Annotated in this window: 8 protein-coding genes; all 8 read left to right on the forward strand. The window is 43.4% G+C overall.

The genetic code is table 11. The features are described 5' to 3' along the window. Positions 1-233: 233 nt before the first annotated feature. The 8 genes from LCH52_11760 to ppdK all read left to right on the forward strand — a co-directional run bounded on the left by LCH52_11760 (position 234) and on the right by ppdK (position 14,893). The gene (locus tag LCH52_11760; protein ID MCA0389158.1) at positions 234-2,810 is read left to right on the forward strand and encodes a hypothetical protein; all 2,577 of its coding nucleotides are present in this window, start codon (positions 234-236) and stop codon (positions 2,808-2,810) included. Between the two features lie 4 nt (positions 2,811-2,814). After that, positions 2,815-6,408, forward strand: a complete 3,594-nt coding sequence (gene smc, locus LCH52_11765; GenBank protein ID MCA0389159.1) for a chromosome segregation protein SMC — start codon at positions 2,815-2,817, stop codon at positions 6,406-6,408. 13 nt (positions 6,409-6,421) lie between these two features. Continuing rightward, complete coding sequence (locus LCH52_11770) at positions 6,422-8,362, forward strand: hypothetical protein (GenBank protein ID MCA0389160.1); 1,941 nt, start codon at positions 6,422-6,424, stop codon at positions 8,360-8,362. A gap of 13 nt (positions 8,363-8,375) precedes the next feature. Further along, positions 8,376-9,167 (forward strand): MtnX-like HAD-IB family phosphatase, encoded by a 792-nt coding sequence (locus LCH52_11775; protein MCA0389161.1) that lies wholly within the window; start codon positions 8,376-8,378, stop codon positions 9,165-9,167. A gap of 9 nt (positions 9,168-9,176) precedes the next feature. Continuing rightward, positions 9,177-10,307: a lipid-A-disaccharide synthase gene (gene lpxB, locus LCH52_11780; GenBank protein MCA0389162.1), complete on the forward strand. Its 1,131-nt coding sequence runs from the start codon at positions 9,177-9,179 to the stop codon at positions 10,305-10,307. Beyond that, entirely contained in the window at positions 10,294-10,959 is a 666-nt protein-coding gene (locus LCH52_11785; GenBank protein ID MCA0389163.1) for a lysophospholipid acyltransferase family protein, read from the forward strand. The genes lpxB and LCH52_11785 overlap by 14 nt, the downstream gene beginning before the upstream one ends. 70 nt (positions 10,960-11,029) lie before the next feature. After that, on the forward strand, positions 11,030-12,103 hold the full coding sequence (gene lpxK / locus LCH52_11790) for a tetraacyldisaccharide 4'-kinase (GenBank protein MCA0389164.1): 1,074 nt from the start codon (positions 11,030-11,032) through the stop codon (positions 12,101-12,103). A gap of 18 nt (positions 12,104-12,121) precedes the next feature. Continuing rightward, the gene (gene ppdK / locus LCH52_11795; GenBank protein MCA0389165.1) at positions 12,122-14,893 is read left to right on the forward strand and encodes a pyruvate, phosphate dikinase; all 2,772 of its coding nucleotides are present in this window, start codon (positions 12,122-12,124) and stop codon (positions 14,891-14,893) included. Positions 14,894-14,916: the final 23 nt, after the last annotated feature.

Here is a 14,916-nt window from a genome sequence, read left to right on the forward strand (position 1 = left end):
ATTTTGGGCATCCTTTTGACTGTTTGTGTTGGTTGTTTAATGATACACAAATTACTGAATTTTAGTAATATGCAGCGAGGATGCCCCTTATTATTTTAAATTAACTTTTTAAACATACCTTCTCATAATTAATAATTGATGCCACAGCTAATTACTACCTTGCTTTCCCCCCTGTGATAACAGTATATTTCGAGTCTTAATTTTTTTATTTTTTGATATTGGGATGTATAGCTTTGAGAAGATTGTTATCTATAATCTCACTGACATTTTTGGTTTTATCGTGGGGAGTGAATGGTCAGGCTAATTTTACATCTGCGGGCGGAGGTGCATACCGCGATGGTGACCTTGATTACCTTGAGCAGTCACAAACCCGCAGGATAATTCCCCTTACAGGGAAGTGGAGTGTACGCTTTGCTGATGAGCCTTCGGGTTCCACCAGTCAGGTTGACATACCTTCTTCATTTGAATCTGAATCTGAACTCGTTTTTGAGAGAACGCTTCCATTTACACCGGGAGGCGACAAAAACTACAAACTTACATTTCTTGGCGTATCCAACAAAGCAGAGATTTCGTTAAACGGAAGAATGATTTACCGTCACCTTGGCGGAACATTTCCTTTCTCATTCCTTCTGCCGAGAGATATTTTAAAGAAAGACGGAAACAATGTAATCTCCGTTAAAGTGGATGGAAACCTTGATAAAAAGGAGACATTTCCATTCAAAATGAGCTTCCTTTATCCTTACAACAACAAAGGGATATTCCGGGAGGTTTTCATTCAGGAGCTGCCAAACATCTTCATTGGTGATTATTCAGTGAATTATAAAGTATCACCAAACGGCAACCGTGTCGAGCTAAATCTTTCCGCTTCGATAAGCAACCGGAACTACGGAAAAGTGATAAACGACAGTCTCGGAAACAAGTTCGATCTTACTGTTACCATCAGAAAAAGGGAGAGTGATGGTGAAAAGGCTGCCTCGTCGGTTGAAAAATTTACGATTGCTGCGGGCAAGGACAGGGAGTCGGTGCTCAATATGGTGCTTAACGACCCTAACTTGTGGACGCCGCAGTCACCCGATCTGTATGATGTTACTTTTTCACTTCATTCCGGTTCAGTTCTGGTTGATGAGGCGGTAATTCCCGTCGGCTTCTTCCTGTTTAAAAGTGGAGACAACACATTCAATTTAAACAACAACAAGTTTTCTCTTCGCGGTGTAACATATGTTCCTTCTCTTTCAAAAACCGGTGGAATGCTTACTTATGAAGAGATGACCCGGGATATCCGCATAATCAAAGCTGCCGGATTTAATGCAGTCCGTTTTGAAAGAAGCATACCCCATCCCTTTCTGCTTCACTTGTGTGCAAAAGAGGGGCTTCTCGCATTTGTTGAGACACCCATAGCGAATCTTCCTGCCTCTTTCGCCGATGATCCTCTCCTTACCGAGAATCTGATAAGTTTCTCGAAGCTTTACTTGAAAGGGTACAAGAATTTTTCAACCGTGGCTGCTTTCGGTCTTGGCACCGGGTACCTTGGGAATACCAAAAATTCTATTGATCTACTGAAAAAACTAGCTGCTGAGGTGAAAAAAACTACGAGCAAGATGGTATACGCTTCATTTGCCAAGATGCCGGTGGAACCAATCGAAGGAATAGATGCCTATGGCCTTGAGTTTGTAAACAGATCGTCGGAAGAGGTGGTCAGAGTATACCAGCAGGCTGCAAAAAAGATTGGGACCGGAAGGGTGATGATTGCTGGCGCCGGCTACATTATCGATCCTGAAAAAGGGAAGACGGGAGGGAAGCATTCAGCAGAGGCTCAGGCAAAATTCTTTGAAGATCTTTTGATGTACGCCGGAGACAATCCCGGATTTTCTTTCTTCTTTACAACAATGTTCGACTACAAGAGCAACTATCAGTCGATAGTTTCGGGAGCCCAAAGTGAGAAACTTGTCTATCTCGGTTTATTACCCGAAGACAGACGGGCGGGCAGGTTGTCATATAAAGTGGTGGATGCCCTGTTAAACGGCAGGGAACGGGTTACCATTTCTCTCGGCTTTGATGGCGATGACGCACCGATGATTTTTATACTTTTTGGATTGGGACTTGCGCTTCTTTCTGCGATGCTTCTTAATACCGGAAAGAAATTTAAAGAAGATGCACTTCGCGCCATGCTGAGGCCCTACAACTTCTATCAGGATGTGAGAGACTACAACCAGTTGTCTCCGTTTTTGACCACATATGTCGGACTCCTGATTTGCGCCGTAATGGCACTTCTGACTTCGAGTCTCCTTTTTTACTGGAGATATGATCCCTTCCTTGAAAGGATTCTTTTAAGTTTTGGATTCGAAAATCTACTTTCGTTTGTCAGTTATCTGAGCTGGAATCCGGTCGAATCCCTGTTTATCCTGACTGCCGTCAACTTTTTGCTCGCACTTTTTTCCACACTGCTTGTGAAATTTGGTTCGCTGTTCGTTGTGAACAGGGTGACCATTGTGAAAAGTTATCTTGTGGTAATGTGGGCTTCACTTCCATATATAGTGGCACTTCCCGGAGCGATACTTCTGTACCGTATTTTGAATTCCGGTGTTGCGAATGAGATTATTTATGTGATTTTAGGAATATTTTTTGTCTGGAACCTGCATCGTCTTCTCAAGGGGATGTATGTCGTCTATGATGTGCCGGCATTCAAAGTTTACTTTTTTTCGATTCTGCTGGTCTTGGTGGTTACCGCTTCGTGGTTGTTCTATTATCAGATGACCAATTTCAGTGTTGAGCAGATAATTCAGGTTTACCTGGAAAGCAAAGCCGGGTAATAAATTGTACTTATCGAAGCTCGAGATATTAGGATTTAAATCGTTCGCTCAAAAGACTGTAATCCACTTTAACAAGGGGATTACGGCGATAGTTGGACCGAACGGTTGCGGGAAGACTAATATAGTCGATGCTTTACGCTGGTGCATTGGGGAACAGAAATCCTCAGTTCTCCGCTCCGACAAGATGGAGAATGTTATTTTCAACGGCACTTCTGCCCGAAAACCGCTCGGAATGTCGGAGGTGGCTCTCACAATTCAGAATGACAAGGGGATTCTTCCTGTCGATTACACAGAAGTGATCATTACACGAAGAATTTTCCGTTCGGGAGAGAGTGAATATCTTTTAAATAAAAACATCGCCCGTTTGAAGGATATAACCAGTCTTTTCATGGATACCGGCATGGGGGCAAATGCTTATTCAGTCATCGAATTAAAGATGGTTGAATCGATTCTCAGCAACAAGGCTGATGAACGAAGAACTATGTTTGAGGAGGCTGCCGGGGTAAACAAGTACAAAATCAGAAGAAAACTTACTTTAAAAAAGCTTGAAGAGGTAAGATCAGACCTCTCAAGAGCGAATGATCTTATTTCTGAAATCGAGAAAAAAGTAAATTCACTTGAGAGACAGGCGAAGAAAGCTGAAAAATATCAGCAGCTCGCAAACCGGTTAAAAGAAATAGATATGAAATCGGCAGCCTGCGACCTCTTCGTGATGCTAAATGAACAGGCGGTTTGGCAGCAACAGCATTTCGACGCCACAATTCAAAAAAATGAAATTGAGATAACTCTCAGCAGGCTGGACGAGATTTTTGCGGGAATTCGTGAGAAAACCTATATCACCGAAAATGAGCTTAAAGAAACAAGAAAAAAAATCAGTGCTCAGACCGAATTGATTTACAAATCAGAGCGAAATATCTCAGTGGCACAGGAGTCACGCCGTTCGCTCGAGAATAATATTAAAAGGTTTGAGTCGGAGATTACCGAATTCGAAAATCAGATTGAGGAATCAGAGGGAAGCCTTGAGGATTTAAACTTCGATCTGGATGAGAAGAATCTTGAAGAAGAGAAGCTGGTTGCAGAGATTGCCGCGGTTAAGAATGAAGTGGAAGAGAAAAGGGGAAAACTCTCGGAAGCAAGGGAAAGCATAAAGCTGTTTTCTGCATCTGTTCTTTCGAAGGTACAGGGCTCGGCAGAGCGGAAGAACGAGTTGAGCAACCTCGAGAAATCGCTCATCAGAACCGGACAGACATCTCAGAAGAACGCCGGTAGATTGAACATTCTAAATGAATCGATTTCCAAAAACTCGGCATTTCTTTCAGAGATTAATTCTGAAATTGCCGAGACTTCCGATAATCTCAGGAATGCTGAAACCGTTTTTAATGAGACCACTCTGAAAAAAGAAGCTCTCGAGAAGGAACTCGACAATCTCAGGGAAGAGGAATTTGAAATAAAATCATCCATTAATGATTTGAAAACCAGAATCGACTTCCTCAACGATCTGATTAACAATCTCGAAGGTTTTTCGCTGGCTTCAAAAAAGCTAATGGAAGACAAGTCATGGTCGGGTGAAGAAAAGAGATTGATATCTGATTTCGGAGAACCCGTTGATGAATTTAAGTTTGCTGTCGAGGCTGCTCTAAAAGCTAACTTTAACAGTTTCATTGTCTCCGAAGTATCCGAGGTTGAGGCAGGCATCAATCTTCTTCTTTCATCGAACAGCGGAAAAGCCTCTTTCATCGTAAAACTGGATACGACTGAAAGAGCAAAATCACTGGTTGATAAAATTGCCAGGTTTGCAAGCAAAAGAATAGTAAAACGGCTTGCAAATGAAGAGGGATTTGTAGATTTTGCTCACAGACTGGTGAATGTGCCCGTGGCATACGAACCATTTTTCGAACTGCTGCTGGCAAATGTTGTGGTTGTAAAAAATCTTTCGGCTGCACTTCGACTCGCAGGCAGATATTCAGGTTTCAGATTCATTACACCTGACGGGGATATTGTCGGTGACAACGGGTCAGTGGAAGCGGGTTCCCGCCTTAAGGATGAGGATACTCTGTTCGGAAAGAAGACTCAGCTTGAGAACCTGAGGAAGGGAATAAAACCGCTCGAGGATCAGCTTGGAGCATTGAAGCAGAAGATATATTCAGTGGAATATGATCTTCATCTTATCGATCTGAAAGATATGGGAGATGCGATAAGGATATATCAGAATGACCTGATGCAGTTGGAGAAACAGGCTGCGCAGCTCGAGTTTGAAGTGAAAAAGGCTTCGGAAGAAAAATCACTTCTTGATTCAGAGGCGACCACACTCAATGACCAGATGTCACAGCTTGAGAGTGAGATATCCCGGCTAAGAACTGAAACCGCTGAGGACGACAAGCACAAAGAAGAAACTGCTGCAAAACAGAGAGAACTTGAAACGGTCACGCTCGAAACAGAGAAGGAATTCAATGTTTCATCGCGTGAGTACAATCAAAAAATACTGGATCTCGAAAGAGTAAAAGGGGAGAAGAAGAACTTCGTCAACTCAATCGAACGGGTAAGTCAGTCGCTTATTTCATTGAAGAACTCGATCGAGAGAAGAAGAAGGGAAATTGAAACAGCCCGGACGGAAATAGAGATTCTGACGGGAACAATTGAAGACGGCGAATTTGATCTTGAGGAGCTTAAGCAGGCAAGGGAGATTCTTCGGGGGAAAGAGAAAGAGATAGAAACCGTTTATTTGCAGGAGCGGGAAGAACTCGATAATCTTGAGAAGGAAAAAACCTCCATCAGGAAAAATCGTGATAAAATAAGTGAAGATCTGCATCGATCGGAACTCAAGTATAACGAATATACTATCAACATAAAAAACCTCAAAAGAAGGATAAACGAGAAATATGAACTTGAGGTCAGTCCGGTTGAGCCAACAGAGGAGGAACTCGAACAGCTTGACGGGTGGCGTGCCGAAGTAAGGGAAATTGAACACCAGCTTCATCAAATCGGTCCTGTTAACCTTCTCGCGTTTGAGGAGTATGATGAAGAGAAAAAGAGATTTGATTTTTTTGCCGGACAAAGAAGCGACCTTATACAGTCGGAAAAAGATCTGATCAAAACAATAGACGAAATAAACACAACCGCCCAGAATCTCTTTTTTGAGACATTCGAAGCAATCAGGGAAAATTTTCAGAAAATATTCAGAAGTCTGTTCAGGCAGGAAGATGAAGCCGACCTTCGACTCGAAGAGGGGGTTGACCCGTTGGAAGCCAGAATAGAAATTATTGCCAAACCCCGGGGGAAAAGACCTACATCCATAGAGCTGCTTTCAGGTGGTGAGAAAACACTTACTGCAATTGCACTTCTTTTTGCTATCTACTTGGTGAAACCGTCGCCATTCTGCATACTTGATGAGATTGATGCTCCTCTTGACGATGCGAACATCGACAGATTCACGAAGATCATCAGAGAATTTAGCGAAAACACGCAATTTATAGTGGTTACTCACAACAAACGAACAATGGAAGCTGCGGATACGATGTATGGTGTCACCATGCAGGAAGAAGGCGTCTCAAAACTTGTGAGCGTCAGATTTAACGAAGATTTCAACATCGTAGCGTAGGAGAAATTTCACTATGAGACCACTAACAACGATTTTTATAATCTGCATTCTCTTTTCAGGATTTAGAGCGGATGCACAATGGAATCCCGACCCCAACTCGCCGAAACAGATTGTTACTGCATCCGTATCGCCACAGAATATCTATCCTGTAAAGAACGGAAGTGAAGGGTTTTTTCTCGTCTGGGAAGACAAACCTGCAAACGGGAAATCACGCATTCTCTTCAATCATTACAACTTAAGGGGAGAAGTGGCGAGAACTGCAAACGGGGTTGAGACTGAAGGAGTGATAAATTCGCAGACATCTCCGAAAGTTACCCAGTCGATTTCCGGCAGAATTTCCGTAATATGGTCTGAAGAAACCGAGCCCGGGAAAACTGCGTTGCTCATGCAACAGGTTAATTCACGGATAAATTTTTTGTGGACTGACAGAAGCGGCAAGGAAATAACCACGGCAGCAGCCGGCAACATTTCCGAATATTCCGTGGCACTCGACAGGAGAATGAATACACAGATTGCATGGATCGAGAAGAGCAGCAATCCTTCGGGTTATTCTGTAATGGTGCAGCGGGTCGATAAAAACGGGAATTTGAGCTACGGTGACGGCATTAAAGTTGAGAAGGGAAGCTATCAAAAATCATCCCTCAAAATTCTGACCGGCTCAAATGGCGGAGCCTCGGTCTGCTGGATTGATGCACAGGGGGGAAGCTCTCTGATAAAATTTGCAACAATCGACTCCACCGGGAAAATGCAGGGTGATGTTTCAGTGCTTGCGAGTGTTGAGGGTATACTCAAGACGATGGATATAGTAACCCTTTCCTCGGGCGATCACTATCTCGTTTGGGAAACTGCAGGAAAAACGAGAGAAATTTTTCATCTGCTTGTTAATGCAAAAGGTGATGCAAAATGGGGCAAAGGCGGAAGACAGGCTGTCTCAAATCAGGGGGTTAATTCATCACCCGTTGCAGTTGAGGGGGGTGACTCGACAATAGTAATATCCTGGATTAATGAACTTAACGGTGACGAAAACATTTTCCTTCAAAAATTTGACAGGAAGGGAACTGCTGTTTGGGGTATCAACGGCGTTACGATCGGGAGTATAAAAGGGAGACAGTTTGCTCAGGCACTCGACTCTGACAAGTCTGGAGGAATTTATATAACCTGGCTCGACAGAAGGAGTGGCAAAGCAGAGATTTATGCTCAAAAGCTAAGTCCGGCAGGCAAGGAAGAGTGGGATGAAGAGGGTGTGCCGGTATCCAAAACCCAAAGCCCTGAAAAGAGTTACCTGGATATTTTCTTCGACTCGAAAGATGGTGCCATCCTGATCTTCAAAGAGAAAAATAAAAAGGACGAGGGCATTTTTGGGCAAAGACTTGCGGGAGTTAGACCAAAGGTTCAGGGAATCGTGGAGGCATGGCTCTCAAATAATGAGGATGAAGTAAAGATCAGTTGGACAGCGACGAACGAGAAAAATGTAATCAGCTATTTCATTCACAGAATGGAACCTCGCGGGAAGGATACTGCGTGGACAGAGATTGATAATGTGGTCGCACATCCAAATGCACAAGGCTCTTACTATACATTTGATGCTCCTGATAATGAAGGGAAACTCGTATATAGAATTACACAGATATCGAAAGATAACAAAGTCGTCTCCCAAAAAATGGTGGAAGGTGAATTTACAAGGAAAACCAGTCAAAAAATCTATGTTTCACAAAACATTCCGAATCCTTTCTCGGGAGAGACAACCATTGCTTATAATGTGACTGGTGTCCCTGTTGTTAAATTCGAATTTTTTGATTCAAATTTTAAACTTGTGAAAGAGGAATCGATAAAAGTAGTGAAAGAAGGCAAGAGTGCATATGTCTTCAAAGCCGAAGGGCTTAAACCCGGCATCTACTTCTACCGTTTCACTGCAGGCACATATGTTGAAGTAAAAAAGATGGCGATTATTTAGGGTGTCAGCCGATATGGATTTGGAACTCATCAGGAGTAAAAACAGGCTTGAGACCGGTGGTATTGCCGGTGATTCCATTGAAAACCGGATTGATCCTTCCCTCGTAAAGGTGTTCATCGACTTCGACGGAACAATTTCGTTAAAGGATGTCGGAGCAAATATCTTTATTGAATTTGGGGAGAAAGAGAAGGCTTACGAGATTATTTACGGTTTCAGAGACGGGAAATATACTGCAACCGAGACATGGGATGAGCTCCTGAAAACCCTTACTGTAACTGATGAGGAGAAAATCAGGGAATATACAGCGTCGTTTGCGATGGATGATCATTTTCCTGAATTCATCTCTTTTCTGAGGCAGCAGAGCATTGAGCACTATATAATTAGTGACGGATTCAGATTCTACATCGAATCCATTCTGGAAAGAGAGGGGCTTGAAATTCCGTTTTTCGCCAACAATCTCGTCTTTACGGATGGAGAAGTAAAAATGGATTTCCCTTATACCGATGAACACTGTATCAAATGTGCGAACTGTAAACGGAATCATGTCGTTTCCCTTAGCGCCGATCATGAATATTCTATATACATCGGAAACGGGAATTCGGATATCTGTGCCGCACTTCACTGCGACTACATTTTTGCGAAGGATTCACTGTTGAAGTATTGCGAGTTAAACCGGGTTTCCTATTACCCGTTCAAAGATTTCAGGGATGTGCAGACAAGAATTTCGGAACTGCTCGGCAAAAAAAGGCTTAAAAAAAGGCATCAGGCAGAATTGAACAGACGCAAACTTTACATGCAAGGCTGACCGGGCGATATGGGCAGAAATTTTCTGATAATTGCAGGTGAGGCGAGCGGAGACCTTCACGGTGCTTCACTTGTAAAAGCAATTCGCAGGGCAGAACCGGATATCGGGCTGTTTGGTGTGGGTGGGGAAAGAATGAAAGCCGAGGGTTTCGAAACGCTTTTTCATATAAATCAGATGGCATTTCTTGGGTTCGGGGAAGTGGTAAAACATATTCCATATATACTGAGAGTCCAGAAAAAGTTGTTGAGCGAGGCAAAAGCAAGAAATATCGATGCCGTGGTTCTGATAGATTATCCGGGTTTCAACCTTAATATCGCAAAGAAATTCAAGAAGCTTGGAATCAGGGTAATATATTACATAGCTCCGCAGATTTGGGCTTGGGGGCAGAAGCGGGTGAAAAAATTGAAGGAAAGGACTGATACAGTACTTGCCGTTTTCCCTTTTGAAGAAAAGTTTTTCAGAGAGAAGGGGGTGAATGTAAAGTTTGTGGGGAATCCACTGGCGGAGAGAATCAGTGAATACAGTTTCATATCTGAAGAGGATTTCAGGGAAAAGTGGGGACTGGACAGCAAAAAGGAGATACTTGCAGTGCTGCCCGGGAGCAGAAAACATGAAGTGGAGCTTTTGCTAAAACCGGCACTCGAAGCTGCTTTCAAGATTGCAGAGAAATTCGGATTTCAAATTGTTGTCGGATGTGCCGGAACCATAGGTGAAGATTTGATAAGAGAGATTTCCCCCGGTTCCGGTTATACCATTATCAAGGGATATGAGTTTGAGATAAAGAAATATTCAAGGTTTGGAATTGTAAAATCGGGGACTTCTACCATGGAGTCGGCGCTTCTCGGAATGCCAATGGTGATCATCTATAAAACTTCATCCTTGACTTATCAAATAGGGAAAAGGCTGATCAAAATCGGTAATCTGGGGATGGTGAACATTATCGCAGGTGAAACGATATCTCCCGAACTGATTCAGGATGAAGTGACTGGAGAGAGAATAGCCTCCGAAGTTTCAAAGGTGCTTGAATCGCCCGATTTGCTCGAAAAACAACTCAGGGGATTTGCGCGGATTAAGGAAAATCTTGGAAGACACAAGGCTTCTGTGACGGCAGCCCGGATGATTTTGAATGAAACTGAGTGAGAAAAACAAGGAACGGTTGAGGAAAGCAGGATTTGTACTCTTGAATCCTCTTCTCTCATTTGTTTGTTTCTCGCTCATAAAGAAGATCAAAAATTACGAGTCCCTGAAGCAACTGGATGCGGACGGGAAAAAATATGTAGTCGCCTTCTGGCATGGAAAAATGCTGTTCGGCTGGTATTATTTTAAGAAAAAAGGTTTTGCAGGTCTGACAAGCCAAAGCAAGGATGGGGACATACTGGCGTCAGTTCTCGAGAAATGGGGGTACAGTGTTGTGAGAGGTTCCAGTTCAAAAGGGGGAAGTGAAGCCCTGAACAGGATAGTTGATGAGATAAACTCAGGGAAGTGTGCGAGCATGACACCTGACGGTCCAAAGGGGCCCCCTCATGAAATGAAAGCCGGTGCCGCAGTGGCAGCAAAAAAAACGGGCGTCCCGCTCATTTTGATGGGAATCAGTTACAAAAGAAAAACACGGTTGAAAAGCTGGGACAGATTCGAGATTCCACATCCTTTCAGTTTTGTAAAGGTGGTGTTTTCCGATCCTCAGTACTTCGATCCCTCACTTCAGAAAGAGGAGTTGTCGGCAATGTTGCCGGATATAGAAAAGGAATTCCACAGGGTACAAAAAGAAGCTGACAAACCGTTTTTCAGATAGAACCGGCAGCGATGAAAGAATTTGGGTATCAAATCCCGTTTAGCAGAGTTATTGAGTAAATAGAGAACAGATGAAATCTTTAGACATTTTAAGAGTTTTTATGTTGCCGGTTGTGCCGCTGTATGCTGTTGCCATGTGGCTGCGCAACAAACTCTTCGATCTTAAGATTTTTAAGAGTGACAAGGTAAGCAGACCGGTCGTTTCAGTCGGTAATTTGACAGTAGGCGGATCAGGAAAGACTCCCCTCGTCATGTATCTTGCAGATCTGTTTAAGAAATGCGGTCTCGAACCGGGGGTTGTAAGTCGCGGATATGGGAGGGAGACCAGCGGTTATCTGCTCGTTGCTGACAGCACGGGTGCAATAAGAACTCCCGAAGAGAGCGGTGACGAAATTTATCAAACAGCAGTCGAGTGTGGTGTTCCGGCAGCAGTGGGTGAGAAAAGAGTGGAGGCAGCGGCAAATCTGATTAAGGAAACCGGGGTGAAAACGATAATCCTCGATGATGCGTATCAGCACAGGTGGATTTATCGTGATGTGAACCTGCTGATAATCGCCCAAAGGTTTCTGGTGGATGAGAATCCATTAAGACGGTCACTTTTTCCGACGGGTAATTTGAGGGAATTCTTTAACGGAGCCGACAGGTCTGATGCTGTCATCATCAACCGGAAGTTCACTGAAAAAAAAGATATCCCTTCAAAGCTGATAAAACATTTTTCACACAAGCCGGTATTCCACGCTTATTATGAACCACTCTATTTCGTGGATGTGAAAACAGGGAAACATTATGATTATAAAGATTTTACAGGTCAAAAAAGTTTGTGTGTGAGTGGTATCGCCAACCCATTCTCTTTTTTCTCTGCTCTCGAACAGTTGAAAATAGATACAGGAAACAGGCTGATATTCATCGATCACAAATCGTATTCCGGTAAGGAAGTGGAGAAGATGAGAAAGCTCTTTTATTCCACGAATGCCTACTCGGTAATTACAACACAGAAGGATGCCGTAAAACTCGTGAAATTTTCGCGGGAGCTGGACGACATCGACATCTATTATCTAAAGATTCGCTTGAGACTCGATGAAGAGAAAAAATTTGAACAGTTCATACTGAACAGACTTAAAGCGACAAATCCAAAAAAATCCTAAAACAGGAGGAAGAATAAAATGGCAAAGAAGGACATAAAATATGTCTATTTCTTCGGCGGTAAAAAAGCCGACGGTGATGCAAAGATGAAAAACCTCCTCGGCGGAAAAGGTGCCAACCTCGCCGAGATGATCAATATGGGATTGCCTGTTCCTGCAGGTTTCACCATAACCACTGAAGTATGTACATACTACTATGCCAATGGAAGAGAATATCCAAAACAGTTGGCAAAACAGGTAAAAGAAGCCATCAAGAAGATGGAAGAGGCAATGGGAAAGAAATTTGGCGATGCCAAAGACCCGCTCCTTCTTTCGGTCCGTTCGGGTGCCAGAGCTTCAATGCCCGGCATGATGGATACGGTTTTGAATCTTGGACTCAATGACAAAGCTGCAGAGGCACTTGTAAAGATTACCAACAACCCCAGATTTGTTTACGATTCATACAGAAGATTCGTTCAGATGTACGGTGATGTGGTTCTCGACCTGAAACCAAGAGATAAAAAAGATCACGATCCGTTTGAAGTGATTATCGATGCAAAGAAAAAAGCAAAAGGCGTTGAATTCGATACGGACCTTACTGCTGACGATCTGAAAGAACTCGTGGCAGAGTTCAAAGCTGCAATTAAAGAAAAAACCGGAAATGATTTCCCTGACGATCCTGAAGAACAGCTTTGGGGATCAGTTGGTGCCGTTTTCAATTCATGGATGAACGAAAGAGCCATTGTTTACAGAAAACTTAACAACATTCCTGAAGAATGGGGTACTGCTGTGAATGTTCAGGCGATGGTGTTCGGTAACATGGGTGACGATTCAGGTACCGGTGTTGCTTTTACCCGCGACCCTGCTACTGGCGAGAATGTTTTCTATGGTGAATATCTCTTCAATGCACAGGGAGAAGATGTGGTTGCAGGTATCAGAACCCCGCACCCTATCAGCAAACTTCGTGAAGAAGCTCCAACAATGTACGAACAGCTTGACAAGATTCGTCACAAACTCGAAAAAGAGTACAAGGACATGCTTGATGTCGAGTTTACAATTCAACAGGGAAAACTCTGGATGCTCCAGTGCCGTGTGGGTAAAAGAACCGGTCTTGCAGCAGTAAGAAACGCCGTTGAAATGTATAACGAAGGACTTATTGACAAGAAAACCGCTCTCATGAGAGTTGAACCAAATCAGTTGAATCAGCTTTTAAGACCAATTTTCGATCTCGATGAGAAGAGAAAAGCCATCGCAGAAGGCAAACTTCTTGCAAAAGGTTTGAATGCCGGTCCCGGTGCTGCAACAGGTAAAGTTGCGTTCTCTGCACATGATGCCGAGGAAATGGCTAAAACTGGCGAACCTGTTATTCTCGTCAGAATTGAGACTTCACCTGAAGATATTAAAGGTATGAATGCCGCAGAAGGTATCCTTACTGCCCGTGGCGGTATGACCTCACACGCTGCTCTCGTTGCCCGTCAAATGGGTAAAGTTTGCGTTGCAGGTTGTGGAAAACTCCTCATTGACTACCATGCCGGTACGATGAAAGTTGAAGGAAGACCCGAATTCCTCGTAAAAGAAGGTGACTACATTTCAATCGATGGTACCACCGGTGAAGTAATTGTTGGCAAGATTCAGACCAGACCTTCAGAGGTTATCGAAGTTCTTCTCAACAAGACAAGAAAACCTGAAGATTCACCAATGTATCAGATCTACAACACACTGATGACATGGTCGGATGAATTCAGAAAAATGAACATCAGAACCAATGCAGATCAGCCTGATCAGGCATCGAATGCCATTCAGTTTGGTGCAGAAGGTATTGGACTTTGCCGTACAGAGCACATGTTCTTCGGTGAAAACAAGATCAAGTCGATGAGAAAAATGATTCTTGCTGATACAGAAGCTGAAAGAAAAGCAGCTTTGGCAGAACTTCTCCCGCTTCAGAGAGAGGATTTCGCTGGAATCTTCAAAGCAATGAAGGGCTTCCCTGTTACAGTAAGAACACTTGATCCACCACTTCACGAGTTCCTTCCGAAGAAAGAATCGGAGATCAAAGAACTCGCGGCTGAGATCGGTGTTCCCGTTAAAAGTGTGAAAGACAAGATCGCCAGCCTTCATGAAGAAAATCCGATGCTCGGATTCAGAGGCTGCCGCCTTGGTATCGAATTCCCCGAAATCACTGAAATGCAAGCCCGTGCAATACTCGAAGCTGCTGTTGATGTGAAAAAAGAGGGTTATGAAGTTCACCCTGAGATCATGATTCCACTCGTAGGTCATGTAAACGAATTAAAGCTTCAGGAAGGAATCGTAAGAAGAGTTGCTGAAGAAGTATTCGCTGAAAAAGGTCTTAGAGTTGACTACATGGTTGGAACAATGATCGAGCTCCCAAGAGCCGCTCTCGTTGCTGACAAGATTGCTACCGTTGCCGAATTCTTCAGCTTTGGTACAAACGATCTTACACAGACAACATTCGGTCTCTCAAGAGATGATGCCGGTAAATTCCTTCCAAACTATGTTGCAAAAGAAGTTCTGCCATCAGATCCTTTTGAAACCATTGATCAGGAAGGTGTTGGTCAGCTCGTGGAGATCGGTGTTCAGAGAGGCAGAAGTGTAAAACCAAAACTTAAAGTTGGTATCTGCGGCGAACATGGTGGCGAGCCTGCATCAGTTGAATTCTGTTACAGAACAGGACTTGACTATGTAAGTTGCTCACCTTTCAGAGTGCCGATAGCGAGACTTGCAGCCGCACAGGCAGCACTTCGCGAAAAACTTGCTAAAGAAGCAAAGAAAAAAGCTAAAAAAAGCGCTAAATAAATCGAAATCGATTAAATAACGAT

The sequence above is a fragment of the Bacteroidota bacterium genome (assembly GCA_020161395.1).
Classification (GTDB): domain Bacteria; phylum Bacteroidota; class Ignavibacteria; order Ignavibacteriales; family Ignavibacteriaceae; genus UTCHB3.